20 protein-coding genes are annotated in these 21,039 nt (G+C 63.7%); 6 read left to right on the top strand and 14 right to left on the bottom strand.

Features of this window, described 5'->3' with window-relative positions; all coding sequences use genetic code 11:
• Positions 1-11 precede the first annotated feature (11 nt).
• From JC616_RS21485 to hemF, 7 genes are all read right to left on the bottom strand, one after another.
• Complete coding sequence (locus JC616_RS21485) at positions 12-1,055, bottom strand: bifunctional UDP-4-keto-pentose/UDP-xylose synthase (protein WP_107800796.1); 1,044 nt, start codon at positions 1,053-1,055, stop codon at positions 12-14.
• Between the two features lie 68 nt (positions 1,056-1,123).
• A complete protein-coding gene (locus JC616_RS21480; protein ID WP_227105351.1) occupies positions 1,124-2,026 on the bottom strand; it encodes a formyltransferase in 903 nt (300 codons plus the stop codon).
• Positions 2,023-2,970 (bottom strand): glycosyltransferase, encoded by a 948-nt coding sequence (locus JC616_RS21475; RefSeq protein ID WP_107800794.1) that lies wholly within the window; start codon positions 2,968-2,970, stop codon positions 2,023-2,025. The genes JC616_RS21480 and JC616_RS21475 overlap by 4 nt, the downstream gene beginning before the upstream one ends.
• Before the next feature lie 6 nt (positions 2,971-2,976).
• The gene (locus tag JC616_RS21470) at positions 2,977-4,104 is read right to left on the bottom strand and encodes a DegT/DnrJ/EryC1/StrS family aminotransferase (protein WP_227105349.1); all 1,128 of its coding nucleotides are present in this window, start codon (positions 4,102-4,104) and stop codon (positions 2,977-2,979) included.
• Between the two features lie 152 nt (positions 4,105-4,256).
• Positions 4,257-4,628 carry an SMR family transporter gene (locus JC616_RS21465; RefSeq protein WP_107800792.1) on the bottom strand — a complete coding sequence of 124 codons (372 nt, stop codon included), beginning with the start codon at positions 4,626-4,628 and terminating at the stop codon, positions 4,257-4,259.
• 28 nt (positions 4,629-4,656) lie between these two features.
• A complete protein-coding gene (locus JC616_RS21460; RefSeq protein ID WP_227105347.1) occupies positions 4,657-6,327 on the bottom strand; it encodes a glycosyltransferase family 39 protein in 1,671 nt (556 codons plus the stop codon).
• A gap of 127 nt (positions 6,328-6,454) precedes the next feature.
• Positions 6,455-7,366, bottom strand: coding sequence for an oxygen-dependent coproporphyrinogen oxidase (gene hemF / locus JC616_RS21455; RefSeq protein WP_227105345.1), 912 nt, complete (start codon positions 7,364-7,366; stop codon positions 6,455-6,457).
• A 97-nt stretch (positions 7,367-7,463) separates the two neighbouring features.
• Here hemF and JC616_RS21450 point away from each other — a divergent pair, with 97 nt between their 5' ends.
• Positions 7,464-8,084, top strand: coding sequence for a glutathione S-transferase family protein (locus tag JC616_RS21450; RefSeq protein WP_227105343.1), 621 nt, complete (start codon positions 7,464-7,466; stop codon positions 8,082-8,084).
• 65 nt (positions 8,085-8,149) lie between these two features.
• Here JC616_RS21450 and JC616_RS21445 read toward each other — a convergent pair whose 3' ends face one another.
• From JC616_RS21445 to JC616_RS21430, 4 genes are all read right to left on the bottom strand, one after another.
• Entirely contained in the window at positions 8,150-8,740 is a 591-nt protein-coding gene (locus JC616_RS21445; protein ID WP_227105341.1) for a porin family protein, read from the bottom strand.
• 459 nt (positions 8,741-9,199) lie between these two features.
• Positions 9,200-10,021 carry an alpha/beta hydrolase gene (locus JC616_RS21440; protein WP_107800787.1) on the bottom strand — a complete coding sequence of 274 codons (822 nt, stop codon included), beginning with the start codon at positions 10,019-10,021 and terminating at the stop codon, positions 9,200-9,202.
• Between the two features lie 338 nt (positions 10,022-10,359).
• Entirely contained in the window at positions 10,360-11,706 is a 1,347-nt protein-coding gene (locus tag JC616_RS21435; protein ID WP_227105339.1) for an ATP-binding protein, read from the bottom strand.
• A 3-nt stretch (positions 11,707-11,709) separates the two neighbouring features.
• Complete coding sequence (locus JC616_RS21430) at positions 11,710-12,429, bottom strand: response regulator (RefSeq protein ID WP_081549203.1); 720 nt, start codon at positions 12,427-12,429, stop codon at positions 11,710-11,712.
• 245 nt (positions 12,430-12,674) lie between these two features.
• Here JC616_RS21430 and JC616_RS21425 point away from each other — a divergent pair, with 245 nt between their 5' ends.
• The 4 genes from JC616_RS21425 (at position 12,675) to JC616_RS21410 (ending at position 16,867) form a co-directional block, all read left to right on the top strand.
• The gene (locus tag JC616_RS21425; protein WP_227105337.1) at positions 12,675-14,735 is read left to right on the top strand and encodes a carbon starvation CstA family protein; all 2,061 of its coding nucleotides are present in this window, start codon (positions 12,675-12,677) and stop codon (positions 14,733-14,735) included.
• Complete coding sequence (locus tag JC616_RS21420; RefSeq protein ID WP_107800784.1) at positions 14,735-14,923, top strand: YbdD/YjiX family protein; 189 nt, start codon at positions 14,735-14,737, stop codon at positions 14,921-14,923. Before JC616_RS21425 ends, JC616_RS21420 begins: the two co-directional genes overlap by 1 nt.
• 153 nt (positions 14,924-15,076) lie before the next feature.
• Positions 15,077-16,267: a hypothetical protein gene (locus tag JC616_RS21415; RefSeq protein ID WP_227105335.1), complete on the top strand. Its 1,191-nt coding sequence runs from the start codon at positions 15,077-15,079 to the stop codon at positions 16,265-16,267.
• A gap of 204 nt (positions 16,268-16,471) precedes the next feature.
• Positions 16,472-16,867 carry a DUF2628 domain-containing protein gene (locus JC616_RS21410; RefSeq protein ID WP_227105333.1) on the top strand — a complete coding sequence of 132 codons (396 nt, stop codon included), beginning with the start codon at positions 16,472-16,474 and terminating at the stop codon, positions 16,865-16,867.
• A 73-nt stretch (positions 16,868-16,940) separates the two neighbouring features.
• Here JC616_RS21410 and JC616_RS21405 read toward each other — a convergent pair whose 3' ends face one another.
• Positions 16,941-17,966, bottom strand: coding sequence for a YeiH family putative sulfate export transporter (locus tag JC616_RS21405; RefSeq protein WP_107800781.1), 1,026 nt, complete (start codon positions 17,964-17,966; stop codon positions 16,941-16,943).
• A 116-nt stretch (positions 17,967-18,082) separates the two neighbouring features.
• Between JC616_RS21405 and JC616_RS21400 the strand changes: the two genes are divergently transcribed.
• Positions 18,083-18,967 (top strand): LysR family transcriptional regulator, encoded by an 885-nt coding sequence (locus JC616_RS21400; RefSeq protein WP_227105331.1) that lies wholly within the window; start codon positions 18,083-18,085, stop codon positions 18,965-18,967.
• A 6-nt stretch (positions 18,968-18,973) separates the two neighbouring features.
• On the opposite strand, the gene JC616_RS21395 is transcribed toward JC616_RS21400, so the two are convergent.
• On the bottom strand, positions 18,974-20,599 hold the full coding sequence (locus tag JC616_RS21395) for a cation/acetate symporter (RefSeq protein ID WP_404990258.1): 1,626 nt from the start codon (positions 20,597-20,599) through the stop codon (positions 18,974-18,976).
• The gene (locus tag JC616_RS21390; RefSeq protein ID WP_227105329.1) at positions 20,596-20,904 is read right to left on the bottom strand and encodes a DUF485 domain-containing protein; all 309 of its coding nucleotides are present in this window, start codon (positions 20,902-20,904) and stop codon (positions 20,596-20,598) included. Before JC616_RS21390 ends, JC616_RS21395 begins: the two co-directional genes overlap by 4 nt.
• Between the last annotated feature and the right edge of the window lie 135 nt (positions 20,905-21,039).

Raw genomic sequence — 21,039 nt, 5'->3', positions numbered from 1 at the left:
CCGGGAGCCGCTTACTCGGACAGGTCGCGGCTGGCGGCTACTTGGTCGCGGTAGTAGTCGTAGATGCCGCGCAGCGCGTCGGCCATAGTCACGCTCGGTTTCCAGTCCAGGTCCGCCATGGTGTTGGCGATCTTGGGCACGCGGTTCTGCACGTCCTGATAGCCTTTGCCGTAGTAAGCGCCGGAGGTGGTTTCCTCGATCTTCACCTTGTCGGCGTTCAGCTGGTATTCCGGGTAGACGCGGGCCAGGTCCAGCATCATCGCGGACAGTTCGCGGATGGAGTAGTTGTTGGCCGGGTTGCCGATATTGTAGATCTGACCGGAAGCCTTGCCGTCCTGGTTTTCGATGATCTTCATCAGCGCGCTGATGCCGTCGTCCACATAGGTGAAGGCGCGCTTTTGATGGCCGCCGTCCACCAGCTTGATGGTCTCGCCGCGCACGATGTGGCCCAGGAACTGGGTGATCACGCGGCTGGAGCCTTCCTTCGGCGTGTTGATGTTGTCCAGGCCGCCGCCGATCCAGTTGAACGGACGGAACAGGGTGTAGTTCAGGCCTTCCTGCATGCCGTAGGCGTGGATCACGCGGTCCATCAGCTGTTTGGAGCAGGAGTAAATCCAGCGCGGCTTGTTGATCGGGCCGCAGATCAGCTCGGAGTTTTCCGGGTCGAACTCTTCGTCATGGCACATGCCGTAGACTTCCGAGGTGGACGGGAACACCAGGTGTTTCTTGTACTGCACGCACTGGCGCACGATGGGCAGGTTGGCTTCGAAGTCCAGCTCGAACACGCGCAGCGGATTGTTCACATAGGTGGACGGGGTGGCGATGGCCACCAGCGGCAGCACCACGTCGCACTTCTTCACGTGGTACTCGATCCACTCCTTGTTGATGGTGATGTCGCCTTCGAAGAAGTGGAAGCGCGGATGGTCTTTCCACTCGGCCACGCGGTCATCGTGCATGTCCATGCCGTAGATGTGCCAGTCGGTGGTTTCGATGATGCGCTTGGTCAGGTGGTGGCCGATGAAGCCGTTGACGCCGAGGATCAGTACTTTTTTCATTGAGATTTCCTTCATCGCCCCCCGGAAGGGAGCTGTGATTTGCATGTGTATTCCGTGAGTCCGCCGCCTCAGGCCAGCGTCAGCGCCACCGCCGTCGCCGGATCCAGCGCCGCGCCGTCCAGCGTGGCGGACAGAACCTTCAGGCGGCCGCCGTCCACGGCGTCCAGCCACAGCGCGCCGTGTTCTGAGTGTAGCCGGGCCGCTTGCAATTGCTGGCCGTGGCCGCCGGCGCGCAGGGTTTTCCAGATCACCAGCCGTCCGCCTTCGGTGTCGGCGAAGGCGCCCGGGAACGGGTGGGTCAGCGCGCGCACGAAGTTGTGCAGCTGGGCGGCGCCGGCCCGCGGATCGATGCGGCCGTCTTCCGGCTTGCGGCCGCCGAAATAGCCGCCCTGGCTCAAGTCCTGCCGGCGGAACTCGGTCTGACCGGCGAGCAGGGCCGGCAGGCTGCGGGCCAGCACCATTTCCGCGGCTACGGTGACCTTGGCGAACACTTCGTCGGCGTTGTCGTCCGGCAGAATGGGCACCGCCATCTGGTCGACGACGGGGCCGTTGTCCGGTTTGACGTTCATCACGTGCAAGCTGGCGCCGGTTTCGGTTTCGCCGTGGATGATGGCCCAGTTGATCGGCACCCGGCCGCGGTATTTGGGCAGCAGCGAGCCGTGCATATTGAAGGCGCCGCGCGCCGCGGATTCCAGCAGCGGGGCCTTCAGCATGTGGCGGTAATAAAAAGAGAACAGGAAGTCCGGCCGCGCGGCCTGCACTTGGGCCAGCGTTTCCGGCGTGTTCGGGTCGTCCGGGGTGATCACCGGAATGCCGTAGTCGCGGGCGACTTGCTCCACGCTGGCGAACCAGATGTTTTCCTTGGGATTGTCGCGGTGGGTGACCACCAGCGCCACTTCCACGCCGCCGCCGATCAGCGCCTTCAGGCAGCGCACGCCGACATTGTGATAAGCGAAGACCACGGCTTTCATGGCTTGTCCTTTTGCTCCAGCACCGCGCCGATCACATAGCGCGGTCTGTCCCGCACTTCTTGGTAGATGCGGCCGATGTATTCGCCAAGCAGGCCGATGCCGAACAGCGCGATGCCGATCAGCAAGAAGGCGATGGCGAACAGGGTGAACAGGCCGCCCACTTCCGGTCCAACGATGAGGCGGCGCAGCACCAGATAGACCACCAGCACGCCGGAGCCGGCGGAAACCAGCATGCCCAGCAGCGAGAACAGCTGCAGCGGCACGATGGAGAAGCCGGTCATCAGGTCGAAGTTCAGGCGGATCAGGCTGTACAGCGAATACTTGGATTCGCCGGCGAAGCGCTCTTCATGGCCGACGGTGACTTCGGTCGGGTTCTGCGCGAACTGATAGGCCAGCGCCGGGATGAAGGTGTGCAGTTCGTTGCACTGATTGATGGTGTCGATGATGCGGCGGCTGTAGGCGCGCATCATGCAGCCCTGGTCGGTCATCTTGATGCGGGTCAGCTTCTCGCGCAGGCGGTTCATCGCGCGGCTGGCCAGATGGCGCCACAGGCTGTCGTTGCGCTGGCGGCGGATGGAGCCGACGTAGTCGTGTCCCTTGTCCATTTCCGCCAGCAGCAGCTTGATGTCCTCCGGCGGGTTCTGCAGGTCGGCGTCCAGCGTCACCACCCGCTCGCCGCGGCTGTATTCGAAGCCGGCCAGGATGGCGCGATGCTGGCCGAAATTGCCGTTGAACAGCACCACCCGGGTCACGTCCGGGCGCAGGTCGAACTGCGCGGCGAGCATGGCCGGACTCTTGTCGCGGCTGCCGTCGTTGACGAAGACGACTTCATAACGCACGCCCAGCGCGTCCAGCGCCGGGTAGAGGCGGTCGAACAGCGCCGGCAGCACGTCCTGCTCGTTGTATACCGGGATGACGACGGAAAGATCGATTACGCTTTTCATAATGTTTTATACGCTCAGCACGGGCTTCAGCACGCCGCTCACGGCGGCGCACACGCGTTCCACGTCCTCGTCGGCCATAGCCGGGAACAGCGGCAGGGTGACGGTGCGGCGGCCGATGTCTTCCGCCACCGGGAAGTCGCCCGGCTGGAAGCCCATCTCGCGGAACAGGGTGAACAAATGCATGGCGGGGTAGTGCACGCCCACGCCTATGCCCAGGTCTTTCATCCGGGCGATGAATTCGCCGCGGTCCATGCTCATCCGGTCCAGCGGCAGCAGCGGCTGGAACATATGCCAGTTGCTCTGGGCCATGTCCTCCAGCGGCAGCTCGCAGCCCAGCTCGCGGTCGAAATGGCGGAAATACAGCGCGGCCAGTTCGCGGCGGCGGGCGTTGAAGCCTTCCAGCCGCGGCAGTTGGCCCAGGCCGATGGCGGCGGCGATGTCGGTCATATTGGACTTGCCGCCCAGCACGTCCACGTCCATGCCGCCGTCGGCGTGGCGGGTCACGCCCTGCAGCCGCAGCTTCTCGAACAGGCGCGCCTCGTTCTCGTCGTTCAGCACCAGGCAGCCGCCTTCGCCGCTGGTCATGTTCTTGTTGGCGTGGAAGCTGAAGGACACCAGATCGCCGTCGCTGCCGATGCGGCGGCCGCGCCAGTTGGCGCCCATGGACTGGGCGGCGTCCTCCACCACGCGCAGACGGTGGCGCTTGGCGATGTCGTACAGGCGGTCGCGATCCACCGGCAGGCCGGCCAGGTCCACCGGGATGATGGCGCGGGTGCGCGGCGTGATCGCCCGTTCCGCCAGGTCCAGATCGATATTGCGGCTGGCGCGGTCGGCGTCGACGAACACCGGCTTGGCGCCCACCTTGAGAATGACGTTGGCGGTGGCCACCCAGCTCAGCGGGCAGGTGATCACCTCGTCGCCGGGGCCGACGCCGGCCACCTGCAAGGCCATTTCCAGCGCGGCGGTGGCGGAGGCCACCACCCGCACCGGGCGGCCGCCGACGTGGGCGGACAACTCGGCTTCCAGTTGGCGGGACTTGGGACCGGTGGTGATCCAGCCGGAGCGCAGCACCTCGCCGACGGCGGCGATGGTGGCTTCGTCGATGTCCGGGCGGGTAAACGGTAGAAAATCCATATTCAAACCCTGAAAATTAGCCACGGAAGCACACGGAGGCACGGACAAAAACAGTCATTCAAATTCGTTTTGCGCCATTGAATCTTGTCGGCTGCTGAGCGGGCGTTTTATTTTCCGTGTCATTCCGTGTGTTTCCGTGGCAAAAATAAGCCTTAACTACGCGCCACCAGCACCACGCCGATGATGATGACGCCGATGCCGATCAGTTTCTGCGCGCTCAAGGCCTCGCCGAACAGCCAATAGGCCAGCAGCGCGTTGACCACGTAGCCGATGGACAGCATGGGATAAGCGATGCTGACCTCTACCCGCGACAGCGCCATGATCCAGACCACCACGCTGACCACGTAGCAGGACAGGCCGCCGACGATGGGCAGATTGGTGGCGAGCGACCAGCCTATCGGCAACACGTTGGCGGCGGAAAAGTCAAAGTGGCCGATTTGGCGCACGCCGGCCTTCAAGCATAGCTGGGCGGCGGCGTTGAGCAGCACGCCGAGCAGAATCAGGCCGAATTCGATCAACTTCATATTAGAAGGGGTCCAAAGGTTGGCGGTTTCACGGCTTGGCCACGACGAGGCGGCGCGGATCTTGGTAGACCACCCGCATCGGCAGGCCCTGGGCTTGCAGTTCCTGATAGGTGGCGGGGTCGGTCATCGCCAGCGCGCGCGGCGCGGCCTTCCAGGCGGCGACGAATTGTTCCAGCCGCGGCATCCAGCGCTGCGGCTCCTGACCCTCGCCGAACTCGAACTCGTCGACGAACTGCACCAGGGTGACCGGGCGGCCCAGGTAGAAGGGGAAGGTCTGATCGTAGTAGCGCACCGAGAACACCGGCGTGTCCGCGCGCAGATAAGGCTGAATCTGGGCCACGATGTCCTTGCTGCCCTTCAGCTTGCCGTAGCTGTCATGGCCGGCGGCGGCGACGCTGACGGCGAGCAGGCTGCCGAAGGCCAGCCAGCACAGCGCGGCCAGTTTGCGCTCGCGGCCCAGCAAACGCCAGGCGACGACGGCGCAGACCAGGAACAGCAGCGCGGCGGCGACGACGAAATGGGCGAAGCCGTGCAGCACGTCGAGCGGGATGTCCTCGGACGCGAAATGGTCGACGAAGGGGTAAAGACCAAGCGCTGCCAGCCACAGCAGCAGCGCCGGCAGCAGGTGCTTCTTCAGCGCGGCGGCCGGCATGCGCTGCAAGGTGGGCGCCAGCAGCAGCGCCAGCGCCGGGAACAGCGGCAGGATGTAGGACGGCAGCTTGGAACTGGACTTGCTGAAAAAGGCGAAGATGAAGACCGACCAGATCAGCAGCAGGCGGCCGGCGCGCAGCCGCGCGCCCGGCTCGCGCCAGCCGTCGCGGCACAGCGCCGGCAGCAGGCTGGTCCAGGGCAGCAGGCCCAGCAGCAGATAGGGCACGAAATACCACGGCGCGCCGGTGCGCTTGTGCTCGGTGGTGAGGAAGCGCTCCAGGTGCTCGCGGATGAAGAAGAAATGCGCGAAGTCGGGATTGCGCTGGGACACCAGGATGAACCAGGGCGCGGTCAGCAGCAGGAACAGCGCCAGGCCGCTCAGCCAGTGCATGCGTTTCCAGAAGCCCCATTGCCAGTTGAGCAGGCTGTACAAGACCAGGGTGGCGCCGGGGATCAGCAGACCTATCAAGCCCTTGCTCAGCGTGGCGGCGGCCATCGCCGCCCAGGTCAGCCACATCCAGTGGCGCGTTTCGCGCGGGCCGGCGTCGTCGCGCTGGGCCAGCAGGAAGCTGCACAGCGCCACGGTCAGGAAAAAGCTGACGCCCATGTCCAGAGACAGGAAATGACTGTTGGCCACGATCCAGGCGCAGCTGCCGGCGGCCAGCGCCGCGTAGCGGCCGGCGTCGACGCCCCACAGCCGGCGCGCGGTGAAGCCGCACATCGCCACCGTCAAGAAGCCGGTCAGGCCGGGCCAGAAGCGGGCGGCGAACTCGTTGACGCCGAAGGCGGCGAAACTCAGCGCGCCCATCCAATATTGCAGCGCCGGTTTTTCGAAATACAGCAGGCCGTTCAGCCGCGGCGTGATCCAGTCGCCGCTGTGCAACATGAACAGCGACAGCGTGGCGTAGCGGCCCTCGTCGGCGTGAATCAGCCCGCGGTAGCCGAGGGAGCCGAACCAGACGACGGCGAACAGCAGCCACAGCGCCGGCTCCAGCCAGGGACGGGCGGCGGGGCCGGAGCGCCCGGCCGAAAAATGGGGTTGATTCATGCGGAACGGATAGTCATTGGATTATTATGGACAGCTGCGCAAGGATACCCGATTTCGCCGTCCTTGTGATTGGCTAAACTCATGTGCGGGCTGGAGAAAGCGGCGGCATCCGGCTTGGCCGCGGCGCTTAGGCCAGCCAGTCGCGCGGGGCCAGAAAGTGCTCGGTCAGCGCCGCTTCCGGGCTGCCCGGCTCCGGCTGATAATCGTACTCCCAGCGCGCCAGCGGCGGCATCGACATCAGGATGGATTCGGTGCGTCCCCCGGACTGCAGACCGAACAGGGTGCCGCGGTCCCAAACCAGATTGAATTCAACATAGCGGCCGCGGCGATAAAGCTGGAACTGACGTTCGCGGTGGCCCCAGCTATCGCCTTTGCGGCGCTCGACGATGGGCAGGTAGGCGTCGGTGAAGCCCTTGCCCACCGCCTGCATGAAGCGGAAACAGGAATCGAAGCCCCAGGCGTTCAGATCGTCGAAGAACAGGCCGCCGATGCCGCGCGCCTCGTTGCGGTGCTTCAGGAAGAAGTACTCGTCGCACCAGCGCTTGTAGTCCGGGTAGACCTGTTCGCCGAAAGGCAGGCACACATCGCGGGCCACGCGGTGCCAGTGCACCACGTCGGCCTCCACCGGGTAGAACGGGGTCAGGTCGAAACCGCCGCCGAACCACCATACCGGCGTTTCCCCTTCTTTTTCCGCGATGAAGAAGCGGACATTGGCGTGGCTGGTGGGAATGTGCGGGTTTTCCGGATGGATCACCAGCGACACGCCCATGGCCTGGAAGCCGCGGCCGGCCAGCTCCGGCCGGTGGGCGGTGGCGGAGGCGGGCAGCGCGTCACCGTGGACATGGGAGAAGTTGACGCCGGCCTGCTCGAACAGCGCGCCCTTGGTCAGGACCCGGCTGCGTCCGCCGCCTCCGCCCGGACGCTGCCAGGCGTCTTCGACGAATTGAGCGCCGCCGTCGGCCTGCTCCAGCGCCGCGCAAATGCGGTCTTGCAGGTCCAAGAGAAAGGCTTTGACATCATTGACGCGCGGCTGGCTCATCGCAGTATCCTGAAGGCTTGAAATGGGCTGCATTGTAGCAGACGGGGCGGCGCGCGCAGGCGCGCCGCCCGGGCTTTGAACATGGGAGACGCGCATCGTGATTGATCTGTATACCTGGGGCACGCCCAATGGGCGCAAGATTTCCATCATGCTGGAAGAACTGGAGCTGCCATACGCCGTGCACTCCGTGGATATCGGCAAAGGGGAGCAGTTCGCCGAGTCCTTTCTGGCCATCAGTCCCAACAACAAGATTCCGGCCATCGTCGACAGCGAGGGGCCGGATGGTCGGCCGCTGGCGATGTTCGAGTCCGGCGCCATTCTGCAATACCTGGCGGAAAAGCACGGCCGCCTGCTGCCGGCGGCGGGCGCGGCGCGCTACGAGGCGCTGCAATGGCTGATGTTCCAGATGGGCGGCTTCGGACCGATGTTGGGGCAGGCCCACCATTTCCTGCGCTATGCGCCGGAAAGCCTTCCCTATGCGCAGAAGCGCTACCACGACGAAGCCTTGCGTCTGTACGGCGTGCTGGACCGGCAGTTGGCCGGGCGGGATTACGTCGCCGGCGAGTACGGCGTCGCCGATATCGCGCTCTATCCGTGGGCGGCGCGCCATGATTGGCATCAGGTGGATCTGGCGGCGTTTCCGCGGGTAAGCGATTGGTTCCAACGCGTCGGCGAGCGGCCGGCGGTGCGGCGCGGCATGGCGGTGCCGGCGGCCTGAAACGCAAAACCAGCCGCGGACACAGGGGCCGCGGCTGGCGATGGAAGGGCGTGGCAAGGCTGAGATTAGAAGTGGTAGCTGATGCCGGCCTTCAGCACGCTGGTGCCGGACGTCTTGACCACGCTTTGGCCCGCCATCTGGAAGTCAGTGCCGGCGATGTATTCGTATTCGCCACGCAAGGACAGGTTTTTGTGCAGCTGATACTGCGCGCCGAAACCAAGACCCAAGCGGGTGTCGTTGAAAGTTTTGTTGGCAACTCGGTCGATCTTGAGCTTGGTGTGCACGTTGTTCAGGCTGGCCTTGCCGAAAACTTCCAAATCCTGGGTCACCGGCAGGATGCCCAGCACGGCGATGCGCTCGGCCTTGGTGGCGACGGAGCCGTTGCCGGTGCGGCCGCTGAAGGAGCCGTTGGCCGTGGATTTGCCGAAGTCAGCGTAAGACAGCTCGGTGGCCAGGTATTGGTTGAAGCGGTAACCGGCGCCCAGTTCCCATACCGTGCCGGCGGCCTTGGCGTCTTTCAGGACGATGTTGCGGTTGCCGGACTCCGGCTTGGAGAAGTTGTAACCGGTGTTGCCGAAGACGTAGAAGCCCGGGTCGGCGGCGTGTGCGGTCAGAGCTGCCAGGCTCAGCACGGAAGCGGTAATCAGTTTTTTCATTTTTGCGACTGTTTGCTTTGTTGATAACTGCAATATTGTGCGAACAGGAACCAAGTCAGTCTGTTGAGCTTGTAAACGCTCTTTGTGTTATCGATGGAGGGCTTGTGTAACGATCTGTAACAAAGCGGGACGGGCAGGGCAAAGAAAAGATGCCCGCCGGAGCCGGCGGGCACGCAAAGTCACACAAAGGGAAAAGAGAACGGAACCGTTGCAAGACCGGCGGGGGGCCGATCCGGCTCGTGCAAACAGTTTGCTTCAGCCGGTCCTCGTCTTCCATTGTCGCTGTGTTCTGGCTTGATGACGGTTGATGACGGGGCGGCCGGGAAGTTTGCGCAGCTGTTAAATTCAATGTTTAGTTGTGATTGCTTGCAACTTTAGTTGAAGAAGGGGCGGGCGCGGCTGGCGCAGGCAAGAAAAAAGGCAAGCCTGAGGCTTGCCCTGATGGCGGCGACGCGGCGCTCAGGCGGCGGCGAAGACGGCCCAGTCGGCGTGTTCAGCGGCGGCGGCCCGGGCTTGGGCGCGCTGGTTGAAAAACTTCAGGCTGCGCTTGAGCACCTCGCCGCGTTCATTGTCCACCATCACCATGTGGTAGCTATTGGACAAGGGCATGAAGTCGACCTTGCCGCCCAGATAGCGCTGCAAGTAGCGGGCCGAGCGCGGGCTGGTGATGTCGTCCTCGTCGGCATGCACGATCAGCGTCGGGCAGGTGATCTCTTCCAGCCGCGACATCAGCTGGCGGCGCAGCCCATCCACCTGGCGGATGCAGGCCAGCGGGATGTAGGCGTAGTGGAAGCGTTCGCCGCGTTCGAAGCGCTGCTGGATGGCCTTGCGGATGCGGGCGTTCTTGATGCCGAAGGGTTCGACTTCCGGCACGCGCATCTTCTTGGCCAGGCCGGGAATGCGGTAGACGATGTGGCGCGCCCAGGTCAGCTTGGGCAGGCTCCAGCCGTCCAGGAACAGCGGCGGCGCGTACAAGGCGAGGCCGTCCTGATGGTTTTCCAGCCGCGCCACTTCCAGCGCCACCAGGCCGCCCAGGCAAACGCCGGCCAGATGCACCACCTTGTGGCGCGTCTTCAGTTCCAGGTATTCCTTGCGTATGGTTTCCACCCAGTCCTGCCAGCGGACGGACAGCAGATCTTCCGGCTCGCCGCCATGTCCCGGCAACAGCGGGGTGTGCGTGACGATGTCCGCCTCCTCCAGCGTGCGTCCAAGCGCGCCAAGGTCGTATGCGCTGCCGCCCAGACCGTGTACCAGCAGGGCGGCCGGTCGTGAAGAAACCATGGGAAATACCCGAATCCAAGTTGAGATGCTGGCATTATCCCGACGCGGCGGCTTGGGGTCTGTTGGCTTCCTGTCCCCGCTTTGTGACGGCGCGTGACCCCATTCAGATTGCTTAACAAACTGCGGCTTTACTTTTCGCCGGCGCCGGCGTTCTTGGCCGCCTCTTCAAAGTCTCGCGGGCAAGAGCGAGACAAGGAAGAAGCGGAGAAGCGGTCGATGCGTATTCTGAAGCCGTGTTCGCCGCGTGAGGCTCCACGGGTCGCAAGCGGGCGCTGAGCCGCTCATAGAGCCGCTAACTAAACCGCGCAGCGCAGGATCAGGGGTTGGTTTAGCGGGTCTTATTGCTGTGGTTGCATGATGCGCAGAGTAAAGCGCGCGCCGCCCAGTTCGCTGGCGCTCACGCTGGCCTGGCCGCCGTGGTGTTCGGTGATCAGCTTGACGAAGGACAGCCCCAGGCCATAGCCGCCGGTGGCGCGGTCGCGGCTGCGGTCCAGCCGCAGGAAGGGTTCGAACACCTTGTCGCGTTCAGCCTCGGGAATGCCGCAGCCGTCGTCGTCGACATGAATCAGCAGCTGGCCGGAAGCGTTGTGACACACGGTCAGCCGGACCTGAGCGTTGGCGTATTTGAAGGCGTTGAGCAGCAGGTTGCGGCTGGCCACATACATCAGCTTGCGGTCGAACGCGCCGTTGCCCAGCGCGCAGTCCAGCTCCAGCGCGATGCCCGGCGGTTTCAGCGGCGTGACCAGATCGACCAGATCGTCGAACCAGTCGTAGAGGTCCACGGTTTCCCAGTGCAGCGGCACTTCGTTGCGGTTGAGCTTGGCGAACTCCATGCTGGTGTTGAACAGCTCCTCCAGCTCCTGCATATCGCGCTCCATGCCTTCGCGGTAGCGCCGCCATTCCTGTTCGTCCTCTTCTTCCTCCAGCATGGTCAGACCGAAGCGCAGCCGCGCGATCGGGGTGCGGATCTCGTGGGCGATGGCGTGGGACAAGGCCTGGCGGGTTTCCATCTGCCGCTCCAGCCGCGCGGCCATGCTGTTGAAGGCCAGGGACAGGGGGGCCAGCAGCCGGCTTTTGGACGGTTGGGCGCGGGCGCTGAAGTCGCCGTCGGCGAACACCTCCGCCTTGCGGCGCACTTCCAGCAAGTCCTTCCACAGCGGGCGCAGGCTGAAGTAGATCAGGGTGCCCAGCGTGGTGCCGGTCAGCAGAATCCACAACAGCAGGATTTCTATGTCTTCGCTGATCCAGCTGCTGTTGCTGGCCGGGGCTTCCAGCGGGCCCAGCAGCAAGAGACGCGGATCATGGGGCAGCGGCATGTAGAGCAACTGGTTGTCGAAATCCAAATAGGGGCGGCCGCCTTGCAGCGCGGCGTGGCCTTCCGGCTCGAAATCGTCGGGAGGATGGGCGATCAGTTTGACCGGATAGCTGAAGGCGCGGGCGATGTCGGCGAGCTTGCGGTCCCAGTCCCGATGCGGCGTCTGAGCCAGCTGCTCGCGGATCAGGCTCACGGTGCCGTTCATGAATTGCAGCTTGCCGTTGCGGTCGCTGTTCTCGTACAGCTTGGTGACCAGGAAGCCGAAGCCGATGATGATGATCAGCTCCACCAGCATGGTGGCGAAGAAATAACGGGCGAACAGAGTGCCCAGCGACGGCTTGAGCCAGCCGCGCAAACGACGAGTGCTCATGCCTTATTCCCAGTCGCTGCGCGAGAACAGATAGCCTTTGCCGCGCACGGTCTTGATTCGGGCCGGCGCGTCGGGATTATCGCCCAGCTTGCGGCGCAGCCGCGAAATGCGCGCGTCGATGGAGCGGTCCAAGCCGTCGAAGCCGATGCCGCGCAGCTCGCTCATGATGTCGTCGCGGGACAGCACCTGGCCGGCGTGGGAGGACAACAGCCACAGCAGGTCGAATTCGGCGGTGGTCAGATCGATCAGCTCCCCGTTCAGCGTGGCTTCGCGCGTGGCCTGGCTGATGCAGAACTGGCCAAAGGTGAAGCTGTCTTCGTCGCCGGCCTCTCCGTCGGCCTGCGCCCCCGGCCCGCCGCGGCGCAGCAGCGCGCGCACCCGCGCCAGCAAGCGGCGCGGCTCCACTGGCTTGGCCAGGTAGTCGTCGGCGCCCAGTTCCAGCCCCAGGATTTCGTCCACGTCCTCGTCGCGCGCCGTCATGATCAGCACCCGGCCGTTATAGCGCGGGCGGATTTCACGGCAGACGTCGAAGCCTTCCTTGCCCGGCAGCATGATGTCCAGGATCACCAGGTCCGGCTTTTCTTCCAGGATGATGGCCGGCGCGGTGTCGCCGCGGCCGTGCTGGGAGATGCGATAGCCGTGCTTGCTCAGATAAGCGCCTATCAATTCGGCTAGTCTCACGTCGTCTTCGACGATGAGAATATGGGGGGTATCGCTGTTCATGTCCGTCGACGGGATTTCGGTGGTTCAAATCAAAATATTAGCACGCGAGGTTTGCCGGCGACTTTAGCATTATCGTGACTGCTATTCGTCATAAACTATCGATAGTTTTTGCAAATGATTTGGCCTGCTTGATTTTCCGGCGCTATCAATCCAGAATCGGTCAGGCACAAAAAGCCGGCCGTGGCCGCCGTTGCCGCCAGGGACCGATGAATTAAAACGGGATAAAGAGAATAGGAACTTGCCATATGCAACAGATAAGAGAATGGGCCGTGTGGCTGGCCGTCGCCCTGGCGGGCGCGGCGGCCTTCGCCGTGGTGGCCCTCAATCGCGGCGAGCCGGTCAACGCGGTCTGGCTGATCGTGGCGGCGGTGTCTGTCTACTCCATCGCCTATCGCTTTTACGGCCGCTTCATCGCCCACAAAGTGCTGGAACTGGACGCTCGCCGGCTGACCCCGGCGGAAAAATACAATGACGGCCTGGACTACGTGCCCACCAATAAATGGGTGTTGTTCGGCCACCACTTCGCCGCCATCGCCGGCGCCGGGCCGCTGGTGGGACCGGTGCTGGCCGCGCAGATGGGTTATCTGCCGGGCACGCTGTGGATTCTGGTCGGCGTGATGCTGGCCGGCGCGGTGCAGGATTTCCTGATCCTGTTCCTGTCGGTGCGCCGCGACGGCAAATCGCTGGGCGAGATCATCCGCACCGAACTGGGCGCCATCCCCGGCGTCATCGCCTCCATCGGCATCCTGATGATCATGGTCATCCTGCTGGCGGTACTGGCGCTGGTAGTGGTCAAGGCGCTGACCGGCAGCCCGTGGGGCACCTTCACCATTGCCGCCACGATACCGATCGCGCTGTTCATGGGCGTTTACACCCGCTACATCCGGCCGGGCAAGATCGGCGAGATCTCCGTCATCGGCTTCATCCTGCTGATGCTGGCCATTGTTTACGGCGGCGACATCGCCAAGAACGAAACCCTGGCGCCCTTGTTCACCCTGAGCGGCACCACGCTGGCCTGGACGCTGATCGGCTACGGCTTCGTCGCCTCGGTGCTGCCGGTATGGCTGTTGCTGGCGCCGAGGGACTACCTGTCCACCTTCCTGAAAATCGGCACCATTGTCGGCCTGGCCATCGGCATCATGATCGTGGCGCCCAATATGCACATGCCTGCGGTGACCAAATTCATCGACGGCAGCGGCCCGGTGTTCGCCGGCAATCTGTTCCCCTTCCTGTTCATCACCATCGCCTGCGGCGCGGTGTCCGGTTTCCACGCGCTGGTGGCTTCGGGCACCACGCCCAAGATGCTGGAGAACGAAACCCACACCCGCATGATAGGCTACGGCTCCATGCTGATGGAAAGCTTCGTCGCCATCATGGCGTTGATCGCCGCCTGCGTGCTGGATCCGGGCGTGTACTTCGCGATGAACAGCCCGGCGGCGGTGATAGGCAAGACCGCGGAAGAAGCCGCCCAGGTGATTTCCAGCTGGGGCTTCCTCATCACGCCGGACATGTTGACCCAGATGGCCAAGGACGTGGGCGAGAGCACCATCCTGTCCCGCGCCGGCGGCGCGCCGACCTTGGCGGTGGGCATGGCGCACATTCTGTCCAATGTGATAGGCGGGCCGGCGATGATGGCCTTCTGGTATCACTTCGCCATTCTGTTCGAAGCCCTGTTCATCCTCACCACCATCGACGCCGGCACCCGCGTGCTGCGCTTCATGATCCAGGATCTGCTGGGCCTGGTGGTCAAGCCTATGGCCAACACGGAGTCCTGGGCGGCCAACTTGATCGCCACCGGCCTGGCGGTGACCGGCTGGGGCTACTTCCTCTACCAGGGCGTGGTGGATCCGCTGGGCGGCATCAACACCTTGTGGCCGCTGTTCGGCATCGCCAACCAGATGCTGGCCGGCATCGCGCTGATTCTGGCCACCGCGGTGCTGATCAAAATGCAGAAAACCCGCTACATCTGGGTCACCGCCGTGCCCACCTTGTGGCTGCTGGTGGTGACGTTGACCGCCGGCTGGCAGAAGCTGTTCCACGCCAGTCCCAAGATCAGCTTCCTGGCCCACGCGGACAAATTCTCCGCCGCCGCGGCCAAGGGCGAGGTGCTGGCGCCGGCCAAGAATATGGCGCAAATGCATCAGATCATCTTCAATGACTATGTGGACGCCACTTTGACGGCGCTGTTCATGGCGGTGGTGATCGCCATGCTGGCGTTTGCGCTGAACGTGATGCGCAAGTCCCTGGCGGTGAAATGGTCCACCGCCAAGGAGGTGCCGGCCATGTTCCGGGAGGAGGGCGCGTGATGGGCAAGCTATGGCAACAATGGGCGAAAACCGCCCGGCTGATGGTGGGGGTCAAGGATTACGACGCTTACGTCGCCAGCCGCCGCCGCTTCGATCCCAAGGCGGAGGTGATGAGCCGCGAGGCTTTCTTCCGCCGTTGTCAGGATGAACGCTATGGCGGCAAGAGCATGAAGAAGTGTCCGTGCTGAGTTCTAACGGTTAGTCATACTTGATAGCGCCCGGCTTGGCCGGGCGTTTTTCATTGCATGCGCGGGCGCGCTCCGTGGAAATTGTGTTTCTATTTTTTTGGCATTTTTTTGTGGATTTTAAATCCAAATTGGCTTGAGTTTTAGGCGTGGGTTATGCTGAGCGCCCTTTCCACTAGCCCGGCTGCGTATGCGAAATGCGCGCCGTTGATGGACGATATGAGCGATTCCACGTTTGCAAGCCCGATTCTTGACCATCTGCTGGCGGGCGGAGTGATTGACCAGGCGATTTACGAAGCCGCGCGCGACAAACTGCGCGAGCAGGACGCGGAGCCCTTCTCCACCTTGGGCGGAGGCCTGGACTGGTTGGAAGAGGAGGAAGTGCTGAGCTTTGAGCAAATGATTGAAATCGAAGCCAAGGCGGATGCGGACGAAGGTTTCACGTCCAATGCGGTGCGCAGGCAGGCGGTGGATGAATACAACCAGGATCTGGAGCTGGAATTGGCGCTGCTCCAGCGACAAAAGGCGACGACATGGCGCGGGAAGCTGGCTTGGGGCTTGGGGAGCGCGGCCTTGCTCGGCGCGGCCGGCTGGTACTTTCTGACACCGCCGCTGGTGCCGAGATGCGAAGCGTCCGTGGTGAAGAAAAGCATACGGGCCTCTTTGATGTCTGAGAAGTTGCACCAGATATCGTCAAAGCTCAGCGCGAGTGCGCCGGAAACCATCAATCTGCGGAATCTCAAGTTGGAGCAGGTCAAGGAGCTGGGATACATCAAGATGGAGCGCGCCCGTGGCTGCGTGGCGGTTCTGGTGGCGGATGAGCAGCAGCGCGCGCCCATCGCCTACGAGGTACAGGGAAAAGACGACGCTATCCATGTAAAGGGAAGCGATGAACGTGTGCTGCGCACACGTTATGCTCAGTTGGACGCGGATGGTATGTTGCCGGAGTTGGGCAAGCCTTTGGGCCGGCTGGGCGTGAGGCAGGCGCTGCAACAAGGCGTGCTCGATTTTCGCAAGCTGGGTGGGCCAGGTGTCGACCCTTTGACCCGTGCGCTGGGGGCGCTGGGGAAGCCGGAATTTGCGCTCGGTGAAGTACTGCCCTTGAGCGACTGCGTGCAAGGCGCAGGCGGCGTCTGGAACTGCAAGTTGATGGTTCAGTATCGCGACCCATTCATGACGATGATCGGCAAGAAGGGCCGTTTGTTATTGGAAGGCGAGTTCAGCTTTGTCCGGGACGGCAAAGGCTGGCGCCCGGCGGACAACTTCAAGAGACAGTTCACGACGGCCTTGGTGAAAAGCCAGCAGAAGGTTATGCAGGGGCAGTCACGCGAGCAGGCATGGGAGTGATAGGGAGTACGTTGGAAGGAGGCTGAACAGGAGCGGAGTTGAGGCCTGGTCGTAATGTAAGCCACTGCCACTGCCACTGCCACCGCCCGCGCGCAAGCCGGGCGGTTTTGTTTTGGCTTGGGACTGGTCCTGACCGCGATTTCATTGTCCTATCCTTTGGCATGCCGCAAAATAATGTCATTATTAACCACATGTGGAAAAGTCATGTCAGAACCTTCCGCTTACACCGCTTACAGCGACAAATGGCAGATGCGCTTTGCCTTCTTCGATCAGCACGGCGCGCCGAATAGTGCCAGTTACAAGGAGGCGTTCAAAGCCTTGTCGTTTGGCGACCGCCTTAAGGTGCAGATGAATTTCATCGCTTTTTTTTTCTGGCCAATCTATTACCTGGTGCTGGGCTTGTGGAAGAACATGCTGTCCTTGTTGGGCGTGGCGCTGCTGATCAATCTGGTCCTCGTCTTGCTGGATGTGCCTGAGTCGATCACCCGCGGGCTTGGTTTCGGCTTTAGCGCGCTGGCCGGCATGTCGGTGAATTATCTGTATTACCAAAAGAAGGTCAAAGGCTATAAGGGGTGGAACCCTTTCCGTGGCTTGTTCTAAACCATGATGGCCGCTCAGTGAAAAAAAACCGCCCGGCGCAAACCGGGCGGTTTTGATTTTGCGCGAGCGGCGTTTAGTGCAGCAGATGGCTGACGCCGAAGTTGATCAGGCCGCCGCCGACGATCAGCCAGCCAAACAGGATGGACGCCAGCAACATCGGTTTGGCGCCGGCCTGGCGGATGGCGGAGAAATGGGTGGTGATGCCCAACGCGCCCATCGCGGCGGCCAGCAGCAGATTGTCCAGGGAGACGATGGCGTTGACCCATGCGGCCGGCAGCAGATTGAAGGAGTTGAAGGCGGCCACGCCCAGGAAGGCGACGGCGAACCAGGGGATGGCGATGCGGCCCTTCTGCTGACGGCTGCCGTGCGGCTTGGCGGCCAGCCAGCTGGACAGGGCGATCAGGAAGGGCGCCAACATCATCACCCGTATCATCTTGGTGATCACCGCGGTGGTCATCGCGGCCTCGCTGACCGATTTGCCGGCGGCAACCGCCTGCGCCACTTCATGGATGGTGGAGCCGGCGAACACGCCGTAGCTGAACTCGGAAATGCCCAGATGGCTGGTCCACTGATACAGCATCGGCCACAGGAACATCGCCACGGTGCCGAACACCACCACGGTGGCGACGGCCACCGCCACTTTTTCCGCGTGGGCCTTGAGCACCGGCTCGGTGGCCAGGATCGCGGCCGCGCCGCAGATGGAGCTGCCGGCGCCGATCAGGATCACGCTTTGCTCGTCCATGCCCAAATACTTGCGGCCGATGCGGAAGGCCAGCAGGAAGGTGGTGCACAGCACCAGGGTGTCGATCAGCACGCCGGCGAAGCCGACGGCGGCGATGTCCTGGAAGGTCAGCTTGAAGCCGAACAGGATGATGCCCAGGCGCAGCAGCTTCTGTTTGGAGAACTGGATGCCGTGGTGGCTGGCGCCGGCGAAGTAGCGGTAGACGGTGTTGCCTATCAGCATGCCGCCCAGAATGGCGAGGGTGAGGGCGGAGAAGCCCAGATGTTTCATCGCCGGCAAATCCGCGGCGTAGAGCGCGGCGACGGCGAGGGCGATGGCCAACGCCAGGCCCGGCATGATTTGGCGAAGGTTTGTCATAAGTAAATGCCTGTTTGGTCTATGGCGGATGAGGCTAACGATACGCCCCTCGTTTTCAGTAGAGAAACGGATAAAATGGATATATGTCAGTAGCAAAATCAATATAAGGAGGGGGTATGGCCTTGAAGCTGACCCTGCGCGAGCTGGAGGTCTTCGTCGCGGTGGCCGAATACGGCACCGTCACTCAGGCGGCCCAACAGGTGGCGCTGACCCAGTCCGCCGCCAGTCAGGCGCTGGACAAGCTGGAAACGGGCCTAGACGTGCGCTTGTTCGACCGCATCGGCAAACGGCTGAGCCTGAACGAGCACGGCCGGCTGCTGTGGCCCAAGGCGCGGGCCATGCTGGACGCGGCCCAGGACATGCAGAGCCTGTTCAACGCCGGGGCGATGTCCTTGAAGATAGGCGCCAGCAGCACGGTGGCCAACTATCTGCTGCCGCAGCAGCTGGCGGCCTTCCGCGCCGCCTGGCCGCTGGCGCGCTTGGAGCTGGACGTGGCCAATACCCGCGACATCGTCGACGCGGTGGCGGCCCTGCGGGTGGACTTCGGTTTCATCGAAGGGCCTTGCCATCACCCGGATCTGGTCGCCCAGCCCTGGAGACAGGATGAGCTGGTGGTGTTCGCCGCCGCGGATCACCCGCTGGCGCGAGGGGCGGCGGCGCGCCAGGACCTGGCGCAAGCGGAATGGATTCTGCGCGAAGCCGGCTCCGGCACGCGCGAGGAGGTGGATCGGCTATTGCTGCCGCACCTGGCCATGCTCAACGTCAGCATGGAGCTGGGCCATTCCGAAGCGATCAAGCACGCGGTGGCCGCCGGCCTGGGGGTCAGCTGCCTGTCGCGGCGGGTGGTGGCCGATCTGTTGCAGACCGGCGCGGTGGTGGAGCTGAACGCCGGCCTGCCGGTGCTGACGCGCACCTTGTACCAGGTGCAGCACCGCGACAAGACGCTGACCCGCGGCATGGCCGCGTTCCAGAACATGACGATGGCGGCGCTGCTGGCCTGAACCCCATCAGGGCTTGGCGCCGGTCCCCAGTCCGGTCAGCGCGCGGATGTATTGCGCCGGGAAGCGGCTGCGTTCCAATTGGCCCTGTGACGAACGATCGCAGATCGACAACAACCAGGCGCAGGCGAAGGCCGCGCTCATGGAGAACAGCGCCGGGTTGGCGTAGGGGAAGATCGGCCGCGGATGGCCCAGGATATCCACCCACACCATGGGCCCCAGCGCCAAGAGCGCGATGGCGGACGCCAGGCCGGCCAGGCTGCCGGCCACCGCGCCGCGGGTGGTGAGCCGGGGCCAGAACATCGCCAGGAACAGCACCGGAAAATTCACCGAGGCGGCAATCGCCAGCACCAGGCCGGACAGGAAGGCGATGTTCTGCTTCTCGAACAACAAGCCCAGCAGAATGGCCAGCAGTCCGATGACCAGCGTGGCCAGCCGCGACACTCGCATTTCCTCGGCGCTGCTCACCTTGCCTTTGCGCAGCGCCACCGCGTACAGATCGTGGGACACCGCCGACGCGGCCGACAGGGCCAGGCCGGCCACCACGGCGAGAATGGTGGCGAAGGCCACCGCCGACACCAGGCCGAGGAACAGATTGCCGCCCACCGCCTGGGCCAGGTGCACCGCCACCATATTGGCGCCGCCGACAATGCCGCCGTCTGCGTCGCGAAAGCCGGCGTCGCCGCCGACGATGAGGATGGCACCAAAGCCCACCAGGATCAGCAGCAGATAGAAATAGCCGATGAAGCCGGTGGCGTAGAACACCGATTGGCGCGCGGCGCGGGCGTCGGCCACGGTGAAGAAGCGCATCAGCACATGCGGCAGGCCGGCGGTGCCGAACATCATGCCCAGCCCCAGGGAGACGGCGTCCACCGGATTGGACACCAGGCCGCCCGGCGCCAGGATGGCCTGGCCGCGGAGCTCGGCGGCGGCGGCGAACACGGCCTCGCTGCTATAGCCGAAGCGTCGCCAGACCATGAAGGCCATGAAGCTGGTGGCGGACAGCAGCAGCACCGCCTTGACGATCTGCACCCAGGTGGTGGCCAGCATGCCGCCGAACATCACGTACAAGACCATCAGCGCGCCGACGATGATCACGGCGCTCAGGTAGCTGGCGCCGAACAGCAGTTCGATCAGCTTGCCGGCGCCCACCATCTGCGCCACCAGATAGAGCAGCGCCACCGTCAGCGTGCCGCAGGCGGCGGTGATGCGCACCGGGGTCTGGCTCAGCCGGTAGGACACCACGTCGGCGAAGGTGAAGCGGCCCAGATTGCGCAAGCGCTCGGCGATCAGGAACATGATGATGGGCCAGCCGGCCAACACCCCCAACGCATAGATCAGGCCGTCGTAGCCCTTGCTGAACATCATCGCGGAGATGCCGAGGAAGGAGGCGGCGGAGATCATGTCGCCGGCGATGGCCAGGCCGTTTTGCAGGGGAGTGACGCCGCCGCCGGCGGTATAGAAGTCCGAGGCGGAACGGGTGCGACGGGCGGCCCAAGCGGTGATGAACAGGGTCAGCGCCACAAACAGCAGGAACATCAGGATGGCGTTCCAGTTCAAGGGCCGTTGCGCGCCGGACTGGGCCCAGGCGGGGCCGGCCAGCGTCAGCGCCAGCATGGCGACAGGGATTCTCATGGCCGGCACTCCTTCAGCACTTGTTCGTTCAGCGGGTCCAGCCGCTTGTTGGCCTGGCGCACATAGATCCCGGTCAGCGCAAACGCGGCCAGGATGATGGCGACGCCCACCGGCATGCCCACGGTGGTGACGCCGGCACCTATGGGCCGGGCCAGCCACTGCGGCGCGAAGGCCAGCACCAGGATGAAGCCGTAATAGAGCAGCAGCATGACGGCGGTCAGGCTCCAGCCCAGCCGCGCTTTGCCGCGGGCCAGTTGTTGAAAGGCGGGATGATTCAGAATCGCTTGCTGTTGTTGCGGGCTCATGGCGCGGCTCCTTAACAAGCGGCTTACGATCAGCTGCGCGGCGTGGAGCGATAGCCGGCGAGCGCCGCGCAAGAACGCCGGCGCATCGCCGGCACATTCCTGTTCTTTCGCGGCAAGGCCTTGTCTCGCTCCGGC

Source organism: Chromobacterium rhizoryzae (assembly GCF_020544465.1).
Lineage (GTDB): Bacteria > Pseudomonadota > Gammaproteobacteria > Burkholderiales > Chromobacteriaceae > Chromobacterium.
The sequence above is the reverse complement of the archived record's forward strand: the minus strand, read 5'-3'. Positions and strand labels throughout refer to the sequence as shown.